The following is a 23,828-nucleotide window of genomic DNA, read 5'->3' as shown; positions in this document are numbered from 1 at the left end:
CTGCCCACCGTGGCCATCGGGCCTCGAGCCACGCTCGAGACGGGGCGGACCGCAGGGCGCCCCACCGAGCGTCGAGGCCGCCTCGAGCCGGACCGCTCAACCTCGACGGCACTGAGCGATCCGTCCTGGTTGGGGAGGTCCGATGACGGGGTCAGGCATGCCGGAAATGCCTCAGGTGCTGGTCGTGGGCGCGGGTCCGGTCGGATTGACGACCACCCACGAACTCGTCCGGCGGGGCGTCCGGGTGCGGCTCGTCGACGCCGCCGACGGACCGGCCGTGACCAGCCGCGCCGTGGCGACGCACCCGCGCACGCTGGAGCTGTACGACCAGATGGGGGTGATCGACGAGATACTGCGGCGCGGCCGCGAGATCTCGGCCTTCACGCTCTACCAGGACGGGCGTCGCCTGGCCCGGCTGGACGCCGACTACTCCACCATGCCGACGCGGTACCCGTTCACCGTCGCGATCGAGCAGACCAGCACCGAGGCCGTCTTCCGCGACGCGCTGGCCGCGTACGGCGTGACCCCGGAATGGGGGGTGCGCCTGGAGGGCCTCGAGCAGAGTGGCTCGGCCGCCACCGTCCGGCTGCGGCACACCGGCGGCCGGGTCGAGGAGACCACGGTGCCGTGGGTGGTGGGCTGCGACGGCGGGCACAGCACCGTCCGCAAGATGCTGGACCTGCCGCTGTCCGGCGCGGCGAACCAGACCTGGCTGCTGGCGGACGCGGTCATGACGACGAAGCTGCCGCCCAACAGCATCTACTGGATCCGCGCCAAGGGCGGCACGCTGATGGCCGTACCGCTCTCGGGTGACCGCTGGCGGCTGCTGGACACGGTCGAGGTCGACTACGACGGCGACGACGACCGGATCGCGCAGCGCTTCCAGCGCAAGATCAGCGCCGGGATCGGGCACCGGGTCACGGTGGAGCGCCCCACCTGGGTGTCGGTCTTCACGGCGCAGCAGCGCATGGTGCCGCGGATGCGGGCGGGCCGCTGCATGGTGGCCGGCGACGCCGCGCACGTGCACAGTCCCGCCTCGGGCCAGGGCATGAACACCGGCGTGCAGGAGGCGATCAACCTCAGCTGGAAGCTCGCGATGGTGATCGCCGGGGACTCCCGGCCGGAGCTGCTCGACACCTACGAGGTGGAGCGCGTCCCGGTCGGTGCCGAGCTGCTGGAGTCGACGAAGAAGGCGACCCAGATGATCGAGATGCGTACGCCGTTCACCGACCTGGCGCTGCCGGTGCTGTTCGGCGTGATCAGCCGGGTCCGCCAGATCCGCAAGCGGGTGCAGGCGCAGCTGCTCGGCGGCATGTCCGGGCTCAACCTGTCGTACCACGAGTCGCCGCTCAGCGCGCCCGGCACGCCTTCGCACGACGGCCCCGCGCCCGGTCAGCGGGTCACCCGGGTGACGCGGGAGGACGAGCGCAGCTGCGGCTGGCCCGTCCTGCTCGAGGCGCTGCGTGAACCGCGCTGGCTGCTGCTGCTGAGCCCGAAGGCCGACAACGCCCAGGCGATGGACGTGGCGAAGAGGGCCGAGGACGCGTACCGGCGCTGGCTGTCGGTCTGGTGGATCACCGACGAGGCCACGGTGGAGGGCGCCGGCGTGATCCCCGACCAGGACCGCCGCGTCCGCGACCGCCTCGGGCTGCGCGACGGCGGCTGGGTGCTGGTCCGGCCCGACGGCTACGTGCAGTCCCGCGGCGCCACGCTCGCCTGCGACACGCTCGCCGCGGCCCTCGAGCGGGTGTGCCTGGTCAGCCCGCTCTCCACGGTCGGCTGAACGGCATGGATCTCGGGCTGCGCGGCAAGGTCGTCGTGGTCACCGGCGGCACCGGGGGCATCGGCGAGGCGGCCGTACGCGCGTTCGCCGCCGAGGGCGCCCGCGTGGTGGCGACGTACGCCTCGAACAAGGACCGCGCCGCGGCCCTGGCCGAGGAGCTCGGCGCCGGACAGGTGCTGCCCGTGCGCTACGACCTGGCGGACCCCGGCTCGGTGGAGCGGCTGGTGCCGGAGGTCACCGCCCGGTGCGGCGGGATCGACGTGCTGGTGGCCAACGCCGTCCGCCGGCCCGCACGCCCGCCCGGACCCGCCTTCGACGAGATCGACCCGGCCGAGTGGGCGGACACGCTGCGCAGCAACGTCGACCCCACCTTGCGTACGGTGCAGCTCGCGGTGGCCGCCATGCGGGGCCGCGGCGGCGGGCGGGTCGTCCTGGTCTCCTCCCACGTGGCGACCCGCGGGGACGCCGGGCAGGAGGCGTACGGCGCGGCCAAGGCCGCCCTGCACGGTTTCGCGGTGAGCCTGGCCCGCTCCGTCGGCCCGCACGGCGTCCTGGTCAACGTGGTCAGCCCCGGCCTGACCGCCACCCCGGACGCGCTCGCGTACCTGCCGGCGCCCGTGCTCGCCGCCGCGGCCACCCGCATGCCCACCGGCCGGCTGTGCGACCCGCACGACGTCGCCCGGTTGATCGTCTTCTATGCCTCCGCCGCCAACCAGAACATCTCGGGCGAGGTGGTCTCGATGGTCGGTGGCTGATCCGCGCCCCGGTCTCTCACCCTTTTGGAGGAACACCGTGCCCCACGTGACACCGACCCGCACCGCCTCGTCCACCACGGTCGACGCGCCCGCCGACACGGTCTTCGACCACATCGTCGACGTCGCACCGCTGCCGCACCTGTCCCCCACGATCCTGCACACCGAGCACGACCCGGTGAAGGACGACGAGGACGTCGTGCAGATCTGGACGGTGACCAAGGACGAACAGGTGTGGAGCCGTACCATCCGGCGCAGCCTCGACCGGGCCGCGCTGCGCGTCTCGTTCGTCGACGAGGACGCCGACGGGCAGCCGACCGGCGTCCGCGGCGCCTGGACGCTGCGGGACGTCTCCGGCGGCAAGACGGAGGTGGAGCTGGCCTTCGAGATCGACGGCGAGGCTCCGGAGTCGCCGGAGCGGCTGGAGGCCGCCCGCCTGGACCTGCTCACCACGGTCACCGACGCGGCGCAGCGCCGCGACGAACTGGCGGACCTGGTCGTCGACTTCACCGACCCGCTGTACGCCGCCGGCTCCGCGGAGGACGCCTACCAGATCCTGTACGAGGCGGACAAGTGGCCCGAGCGCCTGCACCACGTGGCCCGCATCGACATGACGGAGAACGTGCCCAACGTCCAGTTCTTCGACATGGACACCTCGACCCCGGACGGCCGCGCCCACACCACCCGCTCGGTACGGCTGTGCTTCCCGCACTACAAGATCATCTACAAGCAGATCGGCCTGCCCGCCCTGCTGGACGCGCACACCGGGCACTGGCGGTTCACCGAGGACCGCGACGGTCTCGTCATCGAGTCCCGGCACACCGCGGTGATCAAGCCGTCCGCGCTGCACATCCTGGGCCCGGGCACCACCGTCGAGGACGCCCGGCGCTACCTGCGCAAGGTGCTGAGCACCAACAGCATGACGAACCTGCGCCTGGCCAAGCAGTTCGCCGAGGAGCGGGCAGGTGCGTGAACCCGTCGGCCGCCTGGACGACCTGGCCCGGGCACCCGGGCCGGGCGACCGGGTGGCGATCCGCAACGATCGCGGGGCGGCGCTGACCTACGACGAGCTGGACCGGCTCGTGAACGGCTGCGCCGCGCACCTGCGCCGGTTGGCGCCGGCGCCGGGCTCGACCGTCGCCGTCGCGTCGGTGCTCGATCCCGCCTTCGCGGTGGCGTACTACGGCGTGCTGCGGGCCGGGCACGTCGTCATGCCCCTGATACCCCTGCTCCGCGAGGACGCCCTGGCGCACCAGCTCGCCGCCGCGCGGGTGAGCGTGCTCTTCGCCCCGGCCGAGCTGGCCGCCCGGGTGGCCGCCATCGGGGACCGGCTGCCGCTGCTGCGTACGGTCCTCGACCTCGCCGGCGACGAGGTGCGCAGCCCGCTCACGGACTTCACGCCGGAACCCGTGCCGTCCGGCGGGCTGGCCTGCGTGCAGTTCACCAGCGGCACGACCGGGCTGCCCCGCGGGATCCGGCAGACCCACCGCAACCTGGCCGTCAACGCGGCCCAGACCGTACGGGCGCACCAGCTGCACGAGGGTTCGGTGACGCTCAACCACCTGCCCACGTACCACCCGATGCACCTGAACTCGGCGCTGCACGCCGGCGCCACGCAGGTGCTCTGCACCGACCCCGACCCGATCGCCTCGGTCGAGCTCGCCGGGCGGGTGGGCGCCACCCGCTACTACGGCCTGCCCGTACGGCTGACCCGGCTCGCGGCGGACCCGAGGCTGGCCGGGACCAGCCTGCGGACCGTCGAGGCGATCAACTCCGGCGGGTCCGCGCTCGCCGTCCCGGTGACCCGGGCGCTCTCGCACCACTTCGGCATCCCGGTCCTGCAGGGCTACGGCCTGGCCGAGACCTCGCCGATGACCCACTGCGACCAGCCGGACCGCCCCAAGCCGGGGTCCTGCGGGCCGCTGGTGGCCGACACCGAGTGCCGGATCGTCGATCTGGAGACGGGCAAGGTGCTCCCGCCGGGTGAACGCGGCGAGATCCAGGTACGCGGGCCGCAGCTGATGCCCGGCTACCTGGACGAGCCGGACGGGGCGGCGCTCGACGCCGAGGGCTGGTTCGCCACCGGGGACGTCGGATACACCGACGACGACGGCTACCTGTTCGTGGTCGACCGGCTCAAGGACGTCTTCAAGTGCGACAACTGGCTGGTCGCGCCGAGCGAGCTCGAGGCGGTGCTGCGGCGGCACCCGGCCGTCGCCGACTGCGTCGTGCTGGACTACCCGGAGCCCTTCAGCGGCGCGGTGGCGGTGGCGCTGGTCGTACCCCGTACCGGCGCCGGCGGCGACCCGGCCGACGTGTCCGCCGTGGCGACCGACGTCAACCGCGACCTGCCGTACTACCAGTGGATCCGGCACGTGCAGGCCGTACCGGCGATTCCGCGCTCACCCAGCGGCAAGGTGCCCCGCCGGCAGCTGCGTGACGAGATCCGGGGACGCCTGACCCTCGAGGACCTGGCACCCGGCGCCGCGCCGGGCGCCGCTTAGGAAGGAGACAGCAATGGTCACCCTGGTCAACAAGTTCACCGTGACCGGCGACGACAACGAGTTCCGCCGGGTGCTCTCGGAGATCAGCGCGTACATGCGGGATCAGCCCGGCTACCTGGACCATCAGCTGCTGCGCTCGCTGCGGCGGCCCGACGTGTACGTCGAGACCGCGGTCTGGGCGGACGCCCAGTCGCACCGCAACGCCGTGCAGAGCGAGGAGTTCCGCGAGCGGGTCAAGCAGATGGCCGGCCTCGCGACTCCGGACGCCGACCTCTACGCGGAGGTCGGGGAAACCGCGCACAGCTGACCGGCCGCAGCCGGATCAGGCCCCTTGCCCGCCCGCCCGAGTGGCGGGCGGGCGACTCGACGAGAGAGAGCCCATGATCATCGATGAGTGCCGCATCTGCGGCAACCGTAACCTGCTGCCGGTGCTCGATCTGGGGCCCCAGGCCCTCACCGGCCTCTTCCCCCGCAGCGCGGACGACGACGTCCCCATGATCCCGCTGGAGCTGCTCAAGTGCGGCCCGGACGGCTGTGGCCTGGTCCAGTTGCGGCACACCGCCGACTCGGAGCTGATGTACACCGACGACTACGGCTACCGGTCGGGCATCCGGCCCTTCATGGTGAACCACCTGCACGGCAAGGTGGCGGCGATCCGGCAGCTCGTCGAACCGGGCCCCGGCGACCTGGTCCTGGACATCGGCAGCAACGACTCGACGCTGCTGCGCGGCTACCCCGCCGGCGGCGCGACGCTCGTCGGGATCGACCCGTGCGGCGAGAAGTTCCGGCCGTACTACCCCGGGCACGTCGAGCTGATCACCGACTTCTTCTCCAAGAAGGTCTTCACCGAGCGGTTCGGGGCCCGCAAGGCCAAGGCGGTCACGTCGATCGCCATGTTCTACGACCTGCCGCGCCCGCTCGAGTTCATGCAGGAGGTGGCCGACGTCCTCGACGACGAGGGGGTGTGGCTGCTCGAGCAGAGCTACCTGCCGGCCATGCTCGACGTCACCGCGTACGACGTGGTGTGCCACGAGCACCTCGACTACTACGCGCTGGCGCAGATCGAGTGGATGGCGCAGCGTACCGGTCTGCGGGTGATCCGTGCCGAGCTCAACGACGTGTACGGCGGCAGCCTCTGCCTGACGCTGGCCAAGCAGGGCAGCCGGCACGTCGCCGACGAGGCCGCGATCGCCCGCATCCGGGCCGGTGAACGGGACATGGCGCTGGAGACCATGGCGCCGTTCGAGGCCTTCGCCGCCCGGGTCGAGCAGCGCCGGGACGAACTGCGCACCTTCCTGGACGACTCCCGCGCCCGCGGCCTGCTCACCATCGGGTACGGCGCTTCCACCAAGGGCAACGTCATCCTGCAGTACTGCGGCATCTCCAGCGCCGACCTGCCCTGCATCGGCGAACCCAACAAGGACAAGTCCGGCCGCGTCACCCCGGGCACCGGCATCCCGATCGTCTCCGAGGAGGAGGCCAAGGCCCAGCGGCCGGACCAGCTGCTGGTGCTGCCCTGGATCTACCGGGACGGCTTCGTCGAGCGGGAGCAGGAGTACCTTGCCGGCGGCGGCAAGCTCGTCTTCCCGCTGCCCATGCTCGACATCGTGTGAGCCGCACCCGCCCGAGGCGTCCCGCCCACCACGAGGAGGCCCCCGCCGGAATCCCGGCGGGGGCCTCGTCGCACGTGGGTTTACGGCAGGACCGGCGCGGCGACCCCGTCCTTGGTGACCCGGCGTTCCCGGACCAGCAGGCCGCCGTCGCCGTCGCGGACCATGACGTCCTCGCAGACGCAGGACATGAGCAGGCCCGGGGTTCCGCCGACGCGGGTGCCGACGATCAGGGCGTAGCACCGGACGCGCAGCGTCCCGTCAGGCCCGGGCGCCACGTCCACCATGCCGTGCCAGTGCCGGCGGACCTCGCCGTCGGCAACGAGCTTCTCGTGGCTGCGCTGCACCGCCGCGGCGAGTGCGGCACGACCGACCGTGGGTTCGGGGGCGTGCTCGGGGGCGAACACGGCATCCTCGGTGAACGTCTCGGCCCACTCGCCGGCCCGGCCGGAGTCGAGCAACTGCATGTGCCTGGCGTAGAACTGCTGCACCTCCAGGTAGAGCGACGAGGACGTGACGGGTTCCTCAACGACGGTCATGAACAGCCTCACCTTCACGGATGGACGCGACCGGCCGCCGCTTGCGCGGCGGCCGGAGACGGGACGCAGGTCAGCGGGGCCGGCACTCCAGCACGGCCCAGCCACCGGTGGACGGGGGGTCGACGAGCTCGAACCCGGCCTGGCCGAACAGCCGCGCCCACTCGCCGGCGTTGCGCTCGCGGCCGCCCATCACGACGAGCATGTCGACGTCGAGGAACTTGGCCGGGTCCCAGGCGTTGCCGGGCTCGACGACCTGCTCCAGGACGAGCAGCCGGGCGCCGGTGTCGCCGATGGCCGTACGGACCCGGCGCAGGATCTGCAGGGCGCGCTCGTCCGGCCAGTCGTGCAGCACGGTCTTCATCACGTACGCGTCACAGCCGGTCGGCAGCGGGTCGGCGAAGAAGTCACCGCCGACGACGCGTACCCGGTCGGCGACGCCGCGCTCGGCGAGCAGGGCGCCGGCCACCTCGACCACCTGGGGGCGGTCGAACAGCACGCCGCGCAGGCCGGGGTGGCGCCGGGCGGCCTCGGCCAGGAAGTAGCCCCGCCCGCCGCCGATGTCGGCGACCGTGCCGAAGCGGCCGAAGTCGACCCGGTCCAGGTACATGTCGCCGAGCCGCCGGCTGATCGCGGTCATCGCCGCGTCGAAGACGCCGCCCGACTCGGGGTGCTCGGTCAGGTAGTCCCAGAACGTCATGCCGAACTCGGCGTCGAACGCCGGGCCGCCGGTACGCGCACTGTGCAGGATGGACGCGAAGGAGCTCCAGAAGAAGCGCGAGCCGTCCAGCAGCACGGCGTCGCGGACACCGTCGGGCACATCCGTGCGCAGTCCCTCGGCGAGCGGGGTGAGCCCGAAGACGTGGTCGTCGACCTCGACGAAGACGCCGAGCAGCGCCGCGCAGCGCAGCAGGCGGTAGAGGGCGGACTCGTCCGCGCCGACCGCCGCCGCGATCTCGGTGACCGGCCGCGGGCCGGCCGCCAGCTGGTCCGCCACGTTCAGCTCGGCCAGGGCGTACACCACCGCGGCGAACCGCTGCCCGTTGGCGAGCAGCATCAGCCGCTGCCGCGGGGAGGTCTCCGGCGCCGCGGCGGCGTCGTAGAACTGTCCCTGCCGGACGAGGTCGAAGACCCCGGATTCCGTCGTGTCTGTCACGTCACATCGCCTCCAGGGCGCCGTCGTCCGGACCGTCCACGAGGGCCACCGCGCGGGTCCACCCGGCACCGCCCCCGACGATCTTGATGGGAAAGCAGGCCAGGGTGAAGCCGCCGGTGGGGAGCCGGTCCAGGTTGGCGAGGCGCTCGATCTGGCAGAACTCCCGGTCCCGGCCGGCGAAGTGCGCCGGCCAGAGCACCGAGCGGTCACCGGTACGGCGGAACCTGTCGATGATGTCGGCGAACGGCGCGTCCAGGCTGAACGCGTCGGTGCCGATGACCCGGACGCCCAGGTCGAGCAGCAGGTGCACGGCCGGGCCGTCGAGGCCGGCGAAGTCGGTGAAGAACTTCTCCGTGCCGACGTGCCGGTCGGCGCCGGTTCGCAGCAGCACGATGTCCAGTGGCTGGACCGGGCCGTCGAGGCCGTCCAGCGCCGCCTGGATCCGATCGGCCCCCACCGCGCCGGCCGGCGCATCCGTCAGGTCCAGCACCCAGGCGGGCCGGTAGAACCACTCCAGCGGCATCTCGTCGATGGTGCGCGGCCCCTCGGCCCGGTACGACGCCCGGGTGCCGTAGTGCGACGGCGCGTCGATGTGCGTACCGGTGTGCGTGGTCAGCCGCAGCGTGTCGATGGAGAGCAGCTCGCCGTCGTCGAGCACGGACGGGTCGAAGTCGATGCCGAAGTGCTCCCGCATCTCCGCGGCCATGTGCCGGGCGCCGTCGGCCGGGCTCATGATCTCGTGGGTCAGCGGCTCCGGTTCCCACCCGGAGGCGTCAACCGGTGCGGACAGGTCGATCAGCTTCATCTGGAGGCCCTCCGGGATGCCGTGAAGAGGTCGCCGGCGATCCGCACCGAGGGGTTGCCGAAGGCCACCTGCCGGGTGAACTTCGCCCCGATGGGGGTGCGCATCATGACGCGGGCGAGTTTCGGGCGGACGAAGGCGGCGACGCCGCCCGACGACAACATGACCTTGCTCTGGATCGCCTGGAACTTGAGGATGGCCTGGACGTCCGGCCGGCGGCGCTTGTCGAACTCGGCCAGCCGGGCCGCGGAGGTGTCGCCGTCGCGCAGCGCGGCGACCAGGATCGGGTGCAGGACCACCGCGTCCTGCAGCGCCACGTTGATGCCCTGGGCGCCGAGCGGGCCGTGGGTGTGCGCCGCGTCGCCGATGAGGACCAGGCTGTCGGCGTACCACCGGGGGGCGCACGCGCCGAAGACGTCCAGCAGGGACACGTCGGCGAGGCTGCGCAGCGAGTCGTCGACCCGGTCGGCGAAGCGCGGTACGGCCTGCCGGACGCGGTCGCGGATCTCGCCGATACCGGCCGAGGCCAGCTCCCGCCACGCGCCCTTCGGCAGCGTCCAGCCGAGCTGGGCGTGGCCCGGGTGCGAGTCGTACGCCAGCACCGGGTTGCCGCCGGCCCGGTTCACGGTGACCTCGCCGAGCGGCTTCTCGTTCGGCAGCCGGAACCAGGCGACGTCCTGGTCGAAGATGTCGAGCCGGCCGTCGGGGAGGCCGGCGAGGCGGCGCACCTGGGAGTGCCGGCCGTCCGCGCCCACGACGCAGCGCGCCGACACCGTGTGCGAGGTGCCGTCCCGGTCGGCCGTACGGACCCCGCGGACCACGCCGTCGCGCTCGATGAGCTCGTTGACCCGGCCGACGACGTACCTGAAGTGCGGGTACTCCGCGCACCGTTCCCGCAGCTCGGCGAGCAGGTGGGCCTGCGGCAGGCTGAGCAGGTAGTTGTGCGGGCCGGGCAGCCGGCCGTACTCGAAGCACATGAGGTCACGGCCGTGCTCGACGAGGCGGAACCGGGCCAGCGGGAAGGAGCCGCGGGCCCGCGCCCCGGTCAGGGCGCCGAGCTCGTCCAGCACGCGGATGCCGCCCGGCTGGAGGATCTCCCCGCGGTACTCACGATTGAGGGTGGGGCTGCGTTCGACCACCGTGACGTGGATGCCGCTGCGGGCGAGCAGCAACGCGAGCGTCATCCCGGCCGGGCCGCCGCCGACCACGCAGACGTCCGTCTCGTCGTCCATGAGTCGCTTCCCTTCAGGCGGTCAGCTGGAGTCCGCCGTCGACGGTTATCACCTGTCCCTGGACCCACTGTGCTTCCGGGAGGCAGAGCAGGCCCACCACGTCGGCGATGTCCCGCGGGGTGGCGAGCCGGCCGGCCGGTGTGCGTGCCGCCAGCGCCCGGGCCACGTGTGGGAGCGTGGTCTCCGCACCTTTGTCCAGCTTGGAGGCCGATACCGCGTTGACCGTGACCCCCCGGCCGGCGAACTCCACCGACAGGTAGCGCACCAGGGCCTCCATCGCGGCCTTGGCGGTACCGAGGCTGACGAAGTTCGGCGTCACCGTACGGGCAACGCTCGCCGAGACGGCGACGATGCGACCGCCCTCGCCCATGGCCGCCGCCGCGGGCGCCGCCAGAGCGGCGAGCGGCACCAGGGCCGTCTCGACGTCGGTGCGGAAGTCCTTCATGCGCGGCGCGGCAGCGGGCATCGGATGCATCGACGGTACGGAGTGCACGACGATGTCCACCCGCCCGTGGCGCTCCCGCACGGTGTCGAACAGCCGCTCCACCGTGGCCGGGCGCCGCGCATCTCCCTGGACCGCGGTGACCGTACCGGCCTCGCCGGCGAGGTCGTCCACCAGCGCCTGGGCGGCGGACGTGGACGACGCGTAGTTCACCAGGACGTCGCAGCCGGAGGCGGCGAGCTTCTCGGCGACCGCGCGGCCCACGCCGCGGGTACCGCCCATGACGAGCGCCACGCGGCCCTTGAGTCCGGGCAACGGCTGAGGGACGGGATGGGACGAGCCTTCCTGGACCATCTGGCCTTCCTCCTTCCCTCGTGGGGACACGGCGGGTCGGCCCGCCTGCCGCAACGGTGGCGCAGAGGGATGGATTCAGACTCGAGCCGGACCGGAGGAATGGTGGAGTGCGGTCCGGCCGACCACGCCCAGCCGATTCACAGAATGCAGTCTCTTACGCTTGCGCAACATGACCGCAGCATGACGGTAGCCCGGCGTCCGGATTGGGGGGTATGTGACCTGCGGGTTACCGCACCCCCCAAATCCGAACGGTCTTGCATAGACGTTGGCCATGTTGTTCCATGGGTTGCGGCACGCCGTGGCCTATTGCGGAATCACGCCCGACAGGACCCGGAAAGGAAGATTGCGGAAAACCGCAAGGCCACGTCCGCCGACCACCGCCCACAGGCGACGAGAGGGACCTCCACCAGGGAACTCTGTCGCATCACCGACAGCCGCGAAATTTGACGACGACCACTTCCGTCACCACCGGCCCGCTCGACGACGAGGGGCCACCTTCGACCACCGGGCCCACCGGGCCACCGGGCGGAGAAGGAGCACTCCCGGTCTGACGGTCCGGTCGACGCGGCACAGGGCGGGACAAATCGTGCGGTTTCCGCCGCACAACACACGGGGGAGAATCAATGCAATTCGGCGTACTGGGCCCACTCATGATCGATGGAGTCGAAGTATCACAGATCATGACGGCTCCGAAACCACGTAGCGTCCTCGCCATGCTCATGCTGGAACCGAATCGCGCGGTCTCCACCACCGCACTCATCCAAGAATTGTGGCAGGAAAACCCGCCGCGCAGCGCACTGACGACTCTGCAAACGTATGTCCTGCAGCTCCGGAAAATGTTTCGGGGAATGTATCTGCACGACGCGGGACAGGCCGGCCGCAACATTCTGGTCACCCGCCTGCCTGGATATATGCTGCGTGTGGACGAGTCGGTTCACGATTTGAGCATCTACGAGAACCTGGTGACGCAGGGACAGGCCTACATGTCGGAGCAGCGCTACGAGCAGGCGAGCGACGCGTTCACCAGGGCATTGCGTCTCTGGCGAGGTGAGCCATTGACAGACGTACGCCCCGGGCCACTGCTCGAATTGCATGTGCGCCGGCTCGAGGAGAGCCGTCTGATCATCACCGAACTCCGGATTGAGGCGGAACTGCGCCTGGGGCATTTCCACGAGGTGCTCAGCGAGCTCACCCAACTCGTCGGCCGCCACCCGATGCACGAGGGCTTCCGCGCGCAATACATGGTCGCCCTGTTCCGCGCCGGCCGTCTGCGCGCCGCGCTGGACTCGTTCCAGGGTTTCCGTACCCTGCTCGTCGACGATCTCGGGCTGGAGCCGTCCGCCAGATTGCAGGAACTGCACCACGCGATCCTCACGGGCAGCACCGAGCTCGCAAGCACCGGCCGGTGACCGGACGCCGATCCTCCATATAGGACGCACCGTGCGGGTTCTCTGCACCTCCCAGCCCGCCCCGGGGCACTTCCTTCCCATGTCGGGCCTCCTGCGGGCCCTGCAGGATCAGGGACACGACGTCGTCGTGGTGTCGAGCCCGGCGTTCCGCGCCTTCGTGGAACGCCGGGGGTTCCCCTTCCGGGGCGCCGGGCCGCCCTGGCTCGCCGCGCACCGGGCGCCCCTGCCGTTCACGGTCGGCGAGAGCCCCACCGGCGGGCACCCGGACTACTCGTTCGCGGAGAACACGATCGGGGCGACCTTTCACGCCGCTAACACGGTGCTGAAGGAAGTCTCCCCCGATCTGGTGCTGCGGGAGCCGACCGAGTTCGGGGTCTCCTTCGCGGCCGAGCTCGCCGGCCTGCCGGTGAGCACCGTGGGCATCGGGTTCTTCCGCAGCGGCGACCGGCTGATGAGCGACGGCGGACAGCTGCTGCTGCGGTTGCGGGCGGCGGCCGGGCTGCCGGCCACGCCCGCCGACCTCGACGCCCTCAGCCGCAGCCGGTACGTGCACACCACGCCGCCCAGCTTCGAGCGGGTGCCGGGCGCCTGGGCGACGATGCGGGCGCCCGACCGCGGGCCGGGACCGGCACCGCCCCCCGGACCCCGCCTGCTGGTCACCCTCGGCACCCTGCTCAACCAGGGCGACCTGCTCGAGCGGGTGCTGGCGGAGCTGACGCACGTCCGGATGCCCTGCCTCCTCGCCGCCGGGGACCGGGCCGGCGAGATCGCCGGGAAGGCGCCCCCGCACGTCGAGGTCCACCCGTTCGCCGACCTCGGGACGCTCGCCGCCGGCTGCACCGCACTGGTGTGCCACGGCGGCTTCGGCTCACTGATGCACGCCCTCGGGTACGGCCTGCCCGCGGTCGTCGTCCCCTACAACGCCGACCAGGAGTGGAACGCCGCCCGGGTGGCGGGACTCGGGGCCGGCTGCCGGGTGGGATGGGACGAGCTGGGCGACGGCGGACTCGCGACTGCGATCCGGCACGTGCACTCCCCGCCACCCCGGCGCGCCGCCCGCCGGCTCGCGGCCGAACTCGACGGCATGGCGTCCGCGGCCGAGGTCGCCCGCCTGCTCATCGCCGACGTCGCGGCCGGCCGGTAGCGCGCTCGGTCGCCCGCGCTTCCCGCGAGGCGCCGCCGCGAAGCTCCACCGCGGATCCAGCAGCGGTTTAGGCGCGACCGGCAGGCTCGTACCGCATCGCCGGGACGCAGCGATCGGATCGAGGGGAAGGCAGCACATGACGACAACAGGTGCCGCGGATGCCGTCACGACCATACGGCGCCTCGCGCTGGCAGCCGGCTTCGCCGGGGCGTTGCGGGCAGCGGCCGAGATAGGTGTGGCCGACGCCGTGGGCGACGAACCCGCGACGACGGCGCAGATCGCCGGCGAGGTCAACGCCGTTCCGGAGACGCTGGGCAGGCTGCTGCGTGCCCTGTCCGTGCACGGGGTGTTCGCCTCCGACGACGGCGACAGCTACCGCCACACCCCGGCGTCCCGGCTCCTGCGCGAGGACCACCCCCGCAGCCTGCGGTACATGGTCCTGTGGGCGACGGAGCCGTGGACGTGGACCGTCTGGCCGCACCTGGCCGACGCCGTGCGTACCGGCAAGGGCGTGTTCGAGGAGCAGCACGGCAAGGACTTCTTCACCTACCTCCACGACGACGCCCCCGAGTCCGCGGAGGTCTTCGACCGCGCGATGACCCAGGCCAGCCGCCTGTCGTCGGACGCCCTGGCCGCCGCGCTCGACCTGACCGGAACGGCGCGGGTCGCCGACATCGCCGGTGGGCAGGGCCATCTGCTCGCCACCATCCTGGAGCGCGACCCCGCCCTGACCGGCGTGCTGTTCGACCTGCCCGCCGTCATCGGCAACGTGGACCCGCGGCTCGCTCCCGGCGGCGCCCTCGCCGGCCGGGTCAGCACGGTGGCCGGCGACTGCCGCCGCGGCGTACCGGTCGAGGCCGACGTGTACGTGCTCAAGAACGTGCTGGAGTGGGACGACGAGAGCACGGTCGCCGCGCTGGCCAACGTCGCCCGCAGCGCGCCGCCCGGTGCCCGCATCGCCATCATCGAGAACCTGATCGACGGCAGCAGCGAGGGTGCCTTCACCACCGGGATGGACCTGCTGCTCCTGCTCAACGTGAACGGCAAGAAGCACCTCACCGCCGACCTGGTCGCCCTCGCGGCCCGGGCCGGGCTGGAGGTCACCGGCATCCGCCCGGTCGGCCCCTTCCTGCACCTGGTCGACTGCCGAGTCGCCACGAAGTCCTAGCCGAACGGGAGGACCCGCACGATGCGAGGCATCATCCTGGCGGGCGGGACGGGCAGCCGGCTCCGGCCGCTGACCACCATCACGTCCAAGCAACTGCTGCCCGTCTACGACAAACCGCTGATCTACTACCCGCTCTCGGTGCTGATGCTGGCCGGCATCCGCGAGACCATGGTGATCTGTACGCCCGACCACGAGCAGGCCTTCCGCGCCCTGCTCGGCAACGGGGAGCACCTCGGCATCGAGCTGCAGTACGCGACGCAGGCGGCTCCCCGCGGCCTGGCCGACGCGCTGCTGATCGGCCGCGAGTTCATCGGGGACGAGCAGATCTGCCTGATCCTGGGCGACAACATCTTCTACGGGCACGACTTCGGCTTCACCCTGCGCCAGGAGGTCGAGAAGCTCGACGGCTGCACGTTGTTCGGCTACACGGTGGCGGACCCGGAACGGTACGGCGTCGCCGTGCTCAACGAGTCCCACCACCTCGTGGCCCTGGAGGAGAAGCCCTCCGCCCCGCGCGGAAACCTCGCCGTCACCGGCCTCTACCTCTACGACAACGAGGCCCTCGACTACGCCACCGAGCTGCGCCCCTCCGCCCGCGGCGAGCTGGAGATCACCGACCTGAACCGGCGGTTCCTCGACGCGGGCCGCGCCCGCCTGGTCGACCTCGGACGCGGAACGGCGTGGCTCGACACCGGAACGGCGGACAGCCTCCTCGAGGCGGGTCAGTTCGTGCAGGTGCTGCAGAAGCGCCAGGGCGTCCAGATCGCCTGCCTGGAGGAGGTCGCGTACCGGATGCGCTTCATCTCCGGTGACGACCTGGGTGCCCTCGCCGCCCGCATCGGTGGCCCGGCCAGCGAGCAGGGCCGGTACCTGACCCGCGTGCTGGAGACCTCGTAGCCGCCGAAGTCCCCCCGGAGGTATCCATGCCCGCCCACCCCCTACTGGTGCGGTGCCTGCAGTGCGCGGAGATCGTGGTCGCACTGGTGCACAACGGCCTCGTCCACCTCGGCATGAGCCTCAGCTCGGTGCCCGCGGGTGACCTGGCGGCCGGTCGGCCGGCCGGCGACACCACGCCGCCGGCCGGCTCACCGCGAATCGAGCCCGGCGGGCCGCCGGACGCGGGCCGGATGCCCGGTGACGACGAGCCGGCCACCGGCCACCCCGAGCGCACGGGACACACCGGGCCGGTGCGGGGACATCCCGAACGGCTCCTGCCCGACGTACCGCTCAGCCAGGCGGAACGGGAGCTCTGGCAGGAGCTGGGCCTCTATCCCTGATCCGTCGAACCGCTGAACGCACCGCCGGCGCGCCGGTGCGTTCAGCGGGTGACCGCCCGCCGCAGACCGTCGATGATCGCGCGCAACCCGAGCTCGAAGTGGGCACCCGGCAGGGAGGCCGCCGCGGCGGCGGCGAGCACGTTGAAGCCGGCCGAGCCCTCCTCGGGGCGGCGGCTGCGCTGCGACTCGGTCTGCCACGCGCTCACCGCCATCGCGTGCCCGACGACGAACTCGTTGATGCACAGCGCCACCTGGAGCGCCGTGGTGCCCGGTACGCCCTCGTCGGAGAGCTTGAGCAACGCCCGTACGCCCCATTCGACGGCGTCCGGCGACCGGTTGGGCCGGCGCGCGTAGATCGGCAGGGCGTCCGGATGCCGGAGGAGGGCGTCGCGCAGCGCCATTCCGTAGGCGAACGTGAGGTCGGGCCACGGCTGCGACCAGGGCAGCCCCGCGACGTCGACGCCGCGGAACATCTCGGCGGCGACCTCGTCGAACAGCGCCTCCTGATCGTCGACGTGGCGGTAGATCGCCATCACGTCCACCTCCAGGCGCGCGCCGAGCTTGCGCATGGAGAAGGACGCCAGGCCGTCCTCGTCGATCAGGTCCAGCGCGATCCGCACGATCTCCCCGCGGGTCAGAGGGGTGGAGCGGCGCCGTGGTGTCCTCACCGGCCCCATCGTCTCATCAACCCGCCCCGGGCCCCCGGGAGGCTTGTCTACGCTGTAGCGTGATCGGCACTGCACTGTAGAGTGACGGAATGGCAACAACCGACCAGACGCGAACGAGATGGCACAAAGTCGGCCTTCAGCTCTTCCGGTCAGCGATCAGCGCCGCCGCCGTCGTCTATCTGTTCCAGGCCGTGTCGGCGGGCCAGTTCCTCGACGGCGGCTACGACTTCCTTCGCCTGCACCAGCTCGGCACGACGGTCGCGGACGGGCTGATGGCGCTCGCCCTGATCGCCACGACCCTGATGAAGTGGGGGCGCGGATCGTTGCGCCCCTTCCTCGGCGTGCTCGCCACGATCCTCGTCTCCCAGGCCCAGGCCGCGTGCGGGGCGGCCCGCATGGTGTGGCTCCACGTGCCCCTGGGCGTCCTCGTCATCGGGCTGGTGTGGGTGCTCGCCTGGTTCGCGTGGACCGAGCCGGCCGTCCGCGAGGCCGGCGGCCGCCCTGTTCGTGAGGACGCGTCATGACCGCCGGCTCCCCGGACCCCGGCGACGCGGCCCGGGGGCGGCCCGCTCTGGGCCGGCGCGGTTTCCTCGTGGCCGGCGGCCTCGTGGCCGTCTCCACCGTGGGCCTGCCCGTGCTCGCGGGCTGGCGTGGTGAGTCCTCGACCGGCGCCACCCTGCGCAGCCGCATCCCGCTGCCCGAGCCGTTCACCCGGCCGCTGGTGATCCCGCCGCAGCTCTCCCCCGTGCGCCGCGACGCCGACGCCGACCACTACGCGATCAGCCAGCAGGTCGTCCGGGCCGAGGTGATCCCGGGATACCGGACGACGCTGTGGGCGTACGAGAACAGCGTGCCCGGGCCGACGATCGTCGCCGAGAGCGGCCGGCGCGTCGTGGTCACCCACACCAACCGGCTGCCGACGCCCACCGCCGTCCACCTGCACGGCGGCGTCACCCCGCCGGAGCACGACGGGTATCCCACCGACCTCATCCTGCCCGAGGGCTGGCAGTCACACGCCGACCACCACGGCAACACGTCGGTCGGCACCAAGACGTACGAGTATCCGACCCGGCAGCGCGCGGCCACCCTCTGGTACCACGACCACCGGATGGACTACACCGCGCCGGCCGTGTGGCGCGGCCTCGCCGGCTTCCACCTCATCACCGACGCCGAGGAGCGCTCGCTCGACCTGCCCCGGGGTGCCCGCGACATCCCGCTCGCGGTCATGGACCGGGCCTTCGACGAGACCGGCGAGCTGCTGTACCCCAGCATCGACCCCACGCTCACCCACACCCCGGGCGTGACCGATGCCTACGAGGCGGGCGTGCTGGGCGACGTGATCCTGGTCAACGGCCGTCCCTGGCCGGTCCACCAGGTCGAGACCGCCCTCTACCGGCTCCGGATCCTCAACGCGTCGAACGCCCGCCGCTACCGGCTCCGGTTCGACGTGGACGGGCGCGACGACGACCTGCCGATCGTCCAGATCGGCTCCGACCACGGCCTGCTGCCCGCTCCCCTGCAGCACGATCACATCGAGCTGTCCCCGGCGGAGCGCTTCGACGTGCTCATCGACTTCCGCTCCCTCGCCGTCGGCAGCCGGGTCACCCTGGTCAACGACCTGGACGACGGGGGCACCGGGCATCTCATGCGCTTCGACGTCACCCGCGCGGTCACCGACGGTCGTGCCGTACCGGCCACGCTGAGCAGCAGCTTCGAGCAGCTGCGCGAGGCGGACGCCACCAGGGTCCGGCGCATGGTGTTCCGTTCCCAGAGCATCGGCAACCGGCACGGATGGGTCATCAACGGCAAGCCGTTCGACGTCGGCACGGCCCTGGCGTCGGTGTCCCTCGGCGCGACGGAGATCTGGGAGCTGACCAGCGACCTGCACCACCCCGTGCACATCCACCTCGCGCCGTTCCAGGTGCTCGCCCGGGGGACCAAGGGCCCACGCCCGTTCGACCACGGCTGGAAGGACACCATCGACCTGCGCCCCGCCGAGGTGGCACGCATCCTGGTCCGCTTCGACGGGTACCGCGGCCGTTACGTCTTCCACTGCCACAATCTGGAGCACGAGGACATGATGATGATGGCCAACTTCGACGTCGTGTGAGGCGTACCGGCCCGGCCTCAGGCCGCCCCGGTGACCGAGGGGTCGTGGACCCGGCCGATGAACAGCGGCACGCCGGTGGACCGGTCGTGGACGACGTAGAGGAACGGCCGGTCCACGAAGAAGTCGGGCCCGCTCGGCACCGACGGCGGCCGGATGATCACGGCCGACGCCGCGGCCGCCTCGGTGCCCTTCTCGTCCACCCCGATGAACGTCTCGTGCACCACGTCGTCGATCTTCAGGGACGGCTCGGTGCTCATCGCGGTGAAGTCGGCGGCGTCCGTGAACGCCGTCGGCATGCCGAGCGCGCTCAGCGTGCCGCCCAGCCGGGCCGGCAGCCGGAACGTCCACTTCGGAAGCCGCAGCCGCACGTCCCGGAACTGGAAGCCGCTCAGCAGCGCCCCCAGCCACGTCTCGTCGAGCCGCGCCTCGACCGAGGCCAGGCCCGGGGCCGTCGGCAGGACCACGGCCATGGCGAGGGCGCCGTCGGCGAACGGTACGTCGACCGCCCGCCAGCCGTCCCCTTCGAGGTAGCCCATCCGGTCGAACGGGCCCCGCATCAGCGGCACGTCGACGATCCTGCCGTCGTCACGGGTGAACGGCGCCGTCGCGGTCGCCGGGGCGCTGAACGGGTACGTCCACGGCGCCTTCAGATAGATCGTGTTCGTCAGGACCAGGGTCGTGTCGGCACCCACCGAGCCGGGCTGCAGCAGCTCGGGGATCTTCGCGTCGGTCCGCTGCGATGCCCACGCGTTGATCTCCTGACGGGCGGCCTCCGTCGCGCCGCGGAAGTCGACCGGATGCGCCGCGGCACCGTAGCAGCCGGCCAGCGTGTCCTCGAAGGACGACCGGAGACCGGGATCGAGCCGTGTCCACAACGCATTGGCGATGGACAGCCGGGAAGTCCTGACACCGTCGCCGTTCCGGTACCGGGCTGCCAGCACCTGATCGACGGTGTTGAGCCCATTGTCGAGCGCGGCGGGGCGCGGCTGCGGCGCGTGCAGCACCGCGTCCATCTCGTCGGCCGTGGCCGATCCGGCGCCGGCGCCGGCGCGGGTCATCGCCAGCGCGAGCGCCACCGAGTACGGCGCGCACACCACGTTGCCATCGCCCGAGGCGGCGGCCAGTGAGCGGTAGAGGTCGGCGGTGAAGCCACGGACGGCGGTCACGGCGGCTTCGGCCGAGGCCGGGTCGGGCGGCACGCGTCCGGGATCCGCCGACCCGGCAGCTCGGCGCGCGGGTACGGGAACGGCGAGGGCAGCCGCGCCGAGCGGCACAGCCCGAAGGACGGATCGACGCGACACCATGCAGCGACGGTAGAGCGGCCCTCCGCCGGTACGCCAGAGCCCCAGCGCAATAAATCGAAGTCGACCGATAAACTATGGTCACCACGGTGGCTCCATACGTGCTCTTCCCCGGCCGGCATCACCTGCTGACCCGTTTCCAGGCCGACTATCTGCTCCGGCTCGCGGAGAGCGGCTCGACGGTCGTCTGGGCGGTCACCTCGGCCAACCACGAGAACACGAAGCGCAACCCGGTCCCGTACCACCGCCGCGAGGCCGCCATCGAACGCTTCAGCGTGCTCACCGGCCTGCGCTCCCTGGTCGTCCCGGTCTACGACACCGCGCCCACCGACGCCTTCGCCGAGGTGACCCTCAAGACCATCGCGGTCGCCACCGGCCTCGACCTGACGCCCGCGGACACGCTGGTGGCGTGCTCCACCCCGCAGGTCGCCAAGCTGTACGAGCGTCTCGGCTTCCCGATCGCCTGGGTGGAAGCGGACCCCTCGCTCCCCACGACACCCGAACGGCCGTGGGACGTGCTGCTGCGGCTGAGCCGGGGCGACGAGACGTGGCGCGACCTCGCGCACCCCGCGACGATCGACGTCCTCGAGCGGTACCGCCTGGTCGACACGGTCCGTACGGTCATCAACGACCCGATCATCGGCGACGAGGGCGGCCTCACCGCCACCCGCGACTACCGTACGTATGTCGAGGCCTTCGCCGTCGCCGCCGAGCGCAAGTGGGCGGCGGTCCGGCAGTACGTGCAGCCCGGCCGCATCGTCGACATCGGCTGCGGCGCCGGCTCGCTGCTGGAGCTCGCCGACCGCGAGCCCGGCCTGCACGAGAGCGACCTGATCGGCGTCGAGATCGCCCGGCACCTCTACCAGGAGTGCCTGCACAAGAAGGACCAGGGCGTCTTCCGCAACGCCAACGTCTACTTCTACCAGCGCAACGTGCTCGGCGGCGCCATCTTCGACGACCGCTCGGTCGACACCACCCTCACGTTCGCCCTGACCCACGAGATCTGGTCGTACGGCCGGCGCCGCGAGTCGGTGCTGCAGTTCGCCCGCCGCATCTTCGCCCACACCGCCCCGGGCGGCATCTGGATCAACAGCGACGTCTGCGGCCCCGACGACCCGCACCGCCCGGTCCTGCTGCGCCTCACCCGCGACGACGGCGCCAACCCCGGCAAGCCCCGCACGGACCTGGCCGACCTCCCACCGGCCGAGGTCAACGCGTACGTGGCCGGCCTGTCGACCCGTGCGCGCCTCGACCAGTTCGCCGTCGACTTCGCGTTCCCGTTCACCTACGAGCCCGTCGGCGACGACACCGTACGGCTCGACCAGGCCTCCGCGATGGACTACCTCACCCGCAAGGACTACGTCGACAACTGGCTCTCCGAGACCCAGGAGCAGTTCTGCGGGCTGAGCTTCGCCGACTGGACGGCCCTGCTCACGGAGGTCGGCTTCGACCTCGACGCGGCGTCGGCCCCGGTCCGCAACGACTGGGTGATCGACAACCGGATCGCCCCGGTCGCGTCGCTGAGCGACCTGGACGGCCGGCCGCTCCCCTGGCCGGCCACCCATGTCCTCGCCATAGCCCGGCGCCCGCGCAACGGCTGACCCGTACCGTTCCAGCCCCGACGACTTCGCCGCGCCGGTACCATGTCGTCCGAAGACGTCCCGGATGGATCGGGGGAACGACATGGCGACGTTCACCAGCGCGATCGAGGACCGATACTTCGAAGACTATGACGTCGGCGCGACGTACGAGTTCGGCGCCGCCGAGGTCACCGAGGACAGCATCGTCTCGTTCGCCCGGGAGTTCGACCCGCAGCCGTTCCACGTCGACAAGGACGCCGCGGTCGACGGCCCCTTCGGCGGCATCATCGCGAGCGGATGGCACACCTGCGCCCTCATGATGCGGATGTACGCCGACCACTATCTCTCCCGGGTGGCGAGCCTCGGCGGCCCCGGCGTCGACGAGCTGCGGTGGCCGGCTCCGGTACGCCCGGGCGACAGGCTGACCGTCCGGGCCACCGTGGAGAAGGCTCGGCCGTCGCGCTCCAGGCCCGGCCGCGGACTCGTGCACACCCGTGTCGAGGTGCTCAACCAAGGCCGCGAGGTGGTCATGAGCGCCGTGGTCATCAACTTCCTACGGAGGCGCAACGCCGCCGGCTGAGCAGGGCGCCGACCACCGCGGCACGGTCACCGCCCGCCGCCGCGTCCACCAGCGCGAACTCCGCCGCAAGAGGGTGCCGGTGGCGCTGCTGTCGGACGGTACGGACGTTGAGACCGTCATGCCTGCCGCAACCGGCGCGGACCGGGCGAACAGCGCGGACGGCGCGGGTGGGGCCGCCGGGGCGGATGGCGTCTTCGTCGGCGTCGGGGCGGCGGCCGGGCAAGCGACCGGGCCCGCCCGGATCGTCGGCGACCCGGCCACCGCCCGGATCGAAGCGGGCGAGATCCTCGTCGCCGCCACCACCGACCCGGGCCGGACGCCGCTGTTCCTGACCGCCGCCGCGCTGGTCACCGAGACCGGTGCCATCATGGCGCACGGCCCGACGGTGGCCCGCGAGTACGGCATCCCGGCCGTCATCTGCGTGCCCGGCGTCACCCGCCGGATGCGCACCGGCCAAGTGATCACCGACCCGCTCCGACTCACCGGCCGGCTGATCAGACGTCACCGGATGACGGCGGTCGCCTTACCCGTCCGCTTACGGCTGTTGGCCTTGCCACGCGACCCGCGCCCCTCGCTCACGTCCACAGTGGCCGGAACCTCGTCGACGGCGGGCAGATCCGTCTGCGCGAAGAGCAACTTCTTCGTGGTGGGCAGCTTCGCCGCGGCGGACGCCACCTTCTTCGCCTCCGACCGGCCCATGGCGGCAGCCGCCAGCTTCTTCGTCGTTGCGACGGAGCCCGGCTTCTTCGCCGACTCGGTCGCGACGGCGGGCTTCGACTTCTTCGTCGCCGACCGGCGCGGCTTCGCCCCGGCAGTCTCCAGCTTCACCAGCTTCTTCACCAGCTCAGGCTTCTTCAGATCAGCCGTACCCTTCACCCCACGCCCCTGCAACTCCCGGCGCAGCTCGCCCACCTTCATCCGCGCGATCGCACTCTCACTCACCCCGGGCGTGTTCGGAGTGTCGTTACCACCGGCCGACTTCTTCGCAGCAGACCGGCCCGGCTTCGCCCCCGCAGTCTCCAGCCTGATCAGCTTCTTCACCAGCTCAGGCTTCTTCAGATCAGCCGTACCCTTCACCCCACGCCCCTGCAACTCCCGGCGCAGCTCGCCCACCTTCATCCGCGCGATCGCACTCTCACTCACCCCGGGCGTGTTCGGAGTGTCGTTACCACCGGCCGACTTCTTCGCAGCAGACCGGCCCGGCTTCGCCCCCGCAGTCTCCAGCCTGATCAGCTTCTTCACCAGCTCAGGCTTCTTCAGATCAGCCGTACCCTTCACCCCACGCCCCTGCAACTCCCGGCGCAGCTCGCCCACCTTCATCCGCGCGATCGCACTCTCACTCACTTCGGGTGTATTGGGAGTGTCGTTGCCCTTGGTCGGGTTCTTGGTGCTCTTGCTGGCAGCCACGCCGATCAACCTC

23 protein-coding genes and 1 pseudogene are annotated in these 23,828 nt (G+C 71.8%); 16 read left to right on the top strand and 8 right to left on the bottom strand.

Annotated elements, in window-relative coordinates:
* Positions 1–157 precede the first annotated feature (157 nt).
* The 6 genes from COUCH_RS15955 to COUCH_RS15930 all read left to right on the top strand — a co-directional run bounded on the left by COUCH_RS15955 (position 158) and on the right by COUCH_RS15930 (position 6,652).
* Positions 158–1,783 carry an FAD-dependent monooxygenase gene (locus COUCH_RS15955; RefSeq protein ID WP_249612865.1) on the top strand — a complete coding sequence of 542 codons (1,626 nt, stop codon included), beginning with the start codon at positions 158–160 and terminating at the stop codon, positions 1,781–1,783.
* 5 nt (positions 1,784–1,788) lie between these two features.
* On the top strand, positions 1,789–2,538 hold the full coding sequence (locus COUCH_RS15950) for an SDR family oxidoreductase (RefSeq protein ID WP_249612864.1): 750 nt from the start codon (positions 1,789–1,791) through the stop codon (positions 2,536–2,538).
* A gap of 46 nt (positions 2,539–2,584) precedes the next feature.
* Complete coding sequence (locus COUCH_RS15945) at positions 2,585–3,508, top strand: SRPBCC family protein (RefSeq protein WP_249612863.1); 924 nt, start codon at positions 2,585–2,587, stop codon at positions 3,506–3,508.
* Entirely contained in the window at positions 3,501–5,039 is a 1,539-nt protein-coding gene (locus COUCH_RS15940; RefSeq protein WP_249612862.1) for a class I adenylate-forming enzyme family protein, read from the top strand. The genes COUCH_RS15945 and COUCH_RS15940 overlap by 8 nt, the downstream gene beginning before the upstream one ends.
* Positions 5,040–5,052: 13 nt before the next feature.
* Entirely contained in the window at positions 5,053–5,346 is a 294-nt protein-coding gene (locus tag COUCH_RS15935) for an antibiotic biosynthesis monooxygenase family protein (RefSeq protein WP_249612861.1), read from the top strand.
* A gap of 73 nt (positions 5,347–5,419) precedes the next feature.
* On the top strand, positions 5,420–6,652 hold the full coding sequence (locus COUCH_RS15930; RefSeq protein WP_249612860.1) for a class I SAM-dependent methyltransferase: 1,233 nt from the start codon (positions 5,420–5,422) through the stop codon (positions 6,650–6,652).
* Positions 6,653–6,732: 80 nt separating this feature from the next.
* Here COUCH_RS15930 and COUCH_RS15925 read toward each other — a convergent pair whose 3' ends face one another.
* The 5 genes from COUCH_RS15925 to COUCH_RS15905 form a co-directional block, all read right to left on the bottom strand.
* Positions 6,733–7,188 carry a nuclear transport factor 2 family protein gene (locus tag COUCH_RS15925; protein WP_249612859.1) on the bottom strand — a complete coding sequence of 152 codons (456 nt, stop codon included), beginning with the start codon at positions 7,186–7,188 and terminating at the stop codon, positions 6,733–6,735.
* A gap of 70 nt (positions 7,189–7,258) precedes the next feature.
* Positions 7,259–8,341, bottom strand: coding sequence for an acetylserotonin O-methyltransferase (locus COUCH_RS15920; RefSeq protein ID WP_249612858.1), 1,083 nt, complete (start codon positions 8,339–8,341; stop codon positions 7,259–7,261).
* 1 nt (position 8,342) lies between these two features.
* Positions 8,343–9,146: a cyclase family protein gene (locus COUCH_RS15915; protein ID WP_249612857.1), complete on the bottom strand. Its 804-nt coding sequence runs from the start codon at positions 9,144–9,146 to the stop codon at positions 8,343–8,345.
* The gene (locus COUCH_RS15910; RefSeq protein WP_249612856.1) at positions 9,143–10,375 is read right to left on the bottom strand and encodes an FAD-dependent oxidoreductase; all 1,233 of its coding nucleotides are present in this window, start codon (positions 10,373–10,375) and stop codon (positions 9,143–9,145) included. The genes COUCH_RS15915 and COUCH_RS15910 overlap by 4 nt, the downstream gene beginning before the upstream one ends.
* A 13-nt stretch (positions 10,376–10,388) precedes the next feature.
* Complete coding sequence (locus COUCH_RS15905; RefSeq protein ID WP_249612855.1) at positions 10,389–11,171, bottom strand: SDR family oxidoreductase; 783 nt, start codon at positions 11,169–11,171, stop codon at positions 10,389–10,391.
* 623 nt (positions 11,172–11,794) lie between these two features.
* Here COUCH_RS15905 and COUCH_RS15900 point away from each other — a divergent pair.
* From COUCH_RS15900 to COUCH_RS15880, 5 genes are all read left to right on the top strand, one after another.
* Positions 11,795–12,580 carry an AfsR/SARP family transcriptional regulator gene (locus COUCH_RS15900; RefSeq protein WP_346015992.1) on the top strand — a complete coding sequence of 262 codons (786 nt, stop codon included), beginning with the start codon at positions 11,795–11,797 and terminating at the stop codon, positions 12,578–12,580.
* A 79-nt stretch (positions 12,581–12,659) separates the two neighbouring features.
* A complete protein-coding gene (locus tag COUCH_RS15895) occupies positions 12,660–13,724 on the top strand; it encodes a glycosyltransferase (RefSeq protein ID WP_249612853.1) in 1,065 nt (354 codons plus the stop codon).
* Positions 13,725–13,860: 136 nt separating this feature from the next.
* Positions 13,861–14,892 (top strand): methyltransferase, encoded by a 1,032-nt coding sequence (locus COUCH_RS15890; protein WP_249612852.1) that lies wholly within the window; start codon positions 13,861–13,863, stop codon positions 14,890–14,892.
* Between the two features lie 21 nt (positions 14,893–14,913).
* Positions 14,914–15,789, top strand: coding sequence for a glucose-1-phosphate thymidylyltransferase RfbA (gene rfbA, locus COUCH_RS15885; protein ID WP_249612851.1), 876 nt, complete (start codon positions 14,914–14,916; stop codon positions 15,787–15,789).
* Between the two features lie 26 nt (positions 15,790–15,815).
* Positions 15,816–16,169, top strand: a complete 354-nt coding sequence (locus COUCH_RS15880) for a DUF6059 family protein (RefSeq protein WP_249612850.1) — start codon at positions 15,816–15,818, stop codon at positions 16,167–16,169.
* Positions 16,170–16,210: 41 nt separating this feature from the next.
* On the opposite strand, the gene COUCH_RS15875 is transcribed toward COUCH_RS15880, so the two are convergent.
* On the bottom strand, positions 16,211–16,837 hold the full coding sequence (locus COUCH_RS15875) for a TetR/AcrR family transcriptional regulator (RefSeq protein WP_249612849.1): 627 nt from the start codon (positions 16,835–16,837) through the stop codon (positions 16,211–16,213).
* A gap of 89 nt (positions 16,838–16,926) precedes the next feature.
* On the opposite strand from COUCH_RS15875, the gene COUCH_RS15870 reads away from it, so the two are divergent.
* Positions 16,927–17,361 (top strand): hypothetical protein, encoded by a 435-nt coding sequence (locus tag COUCH_RS15870; protein WP_249612848.1) that lies wholly within the window; start codon positions 16,927–16,929, stop codon positions 17,359–17,361.
* Positions 17,358–18,947 (top strand): multicopper oxidase family protein, encoded by a 1,590-nt coding sequence (locus tag COUCH_RS15865; protein WP_249612847.1) that lies wholly within the window; start codon positions 17,358–17,360, stop codon positions 18,945–18,947. Before COUCH_RS15870 ends, COUCH_RS15865 begins: the two co-directional genes overlap by 4 nt.
* A 17-nt stretch (positions 18,948–18,964) precedes the next feature.
* Here COUCH_RS15865 and COUCH_RS15860 read toward each other — a convergent pair whose 3' ends face one another.
* Complete coding sequence (locus COUCH_RS15860; protein ID WP_249612846.1) at positions 18,965–20,113, bottom strand: serpin family protein; 1,149 nt, start codon at positions 20,111–20,113, stop codon at positions 18,965–18,967.
* A gap of 224 nt (positions 20,114–20,337) precedes the next feature.
* On the opposite strand from COUCH_RS15860, the gene COUCH_RS15855 reads away from it, so the two are divergent.
* The 3 genes and pseudogenes from COUCH_RS15855 to COUCH_RS15845 all read left to right on the top strand — a co-directional run.
* A complete protein-coding gene (locus COUCH_RS15855) occupies positions 20,338–21,849 on the top strand; it encodes a methyltransferase domain-containing protein (protein WP_249612845.1) in 1,512 nt (503 codons plus the stop codon).
* Positions 21,850–21,913: 64 nt separating this feature from the next.
* Complete coding sequence (locus tag COUCH_RS15850) at positions 21,914–22,408, top strand: MaoC family dehydratase (RefSeq protein ID WP_249612844.1); 495 nt, start codon at positions 21,914–21,916, stop codon at positions 22,406–22,408.
* 118 nt (positions 22,409–22,526) lie between these two features.
* Positions 22,527–22,814, top strand: a pseudogene (locus tag COUCH_RS15845) (PEP-utilizing enzyme); the annotation flags it as partial.
* Positions 22,815–22,909: 95 nt separating this feature from the next.
* Here COUCH_RS15845 and COUCH_RS15840 read toward each other — a convergent pair.
* Complete coding sequence (locus tag COUCH_RS15840) at positions 22,910–23,815, bottom strand: hypothetical protein (protein ID WP_249613967.1); 906 nt, start codon at positions 23,813–23,815, stop codon at positions 22,910–22,912.
* Positions 23,816–23,828: the final 13 nt, after the last annotated feature.

Source organism: Couchioplanes caeruleus (genome assembly GCF_023499255.1).
GTDB classification, from domain to species: Bacteria; Actinomycetota; Actinomycetes; order Mycobacteriales; family Micromonosporaceae; genus Actinoplanes; species Actinoplanes caeruleus_A.
Note: the sequence above shows the minus strand (reverse complement) of the source record. Positions and strands in the feature narration are given on the sequence as shown.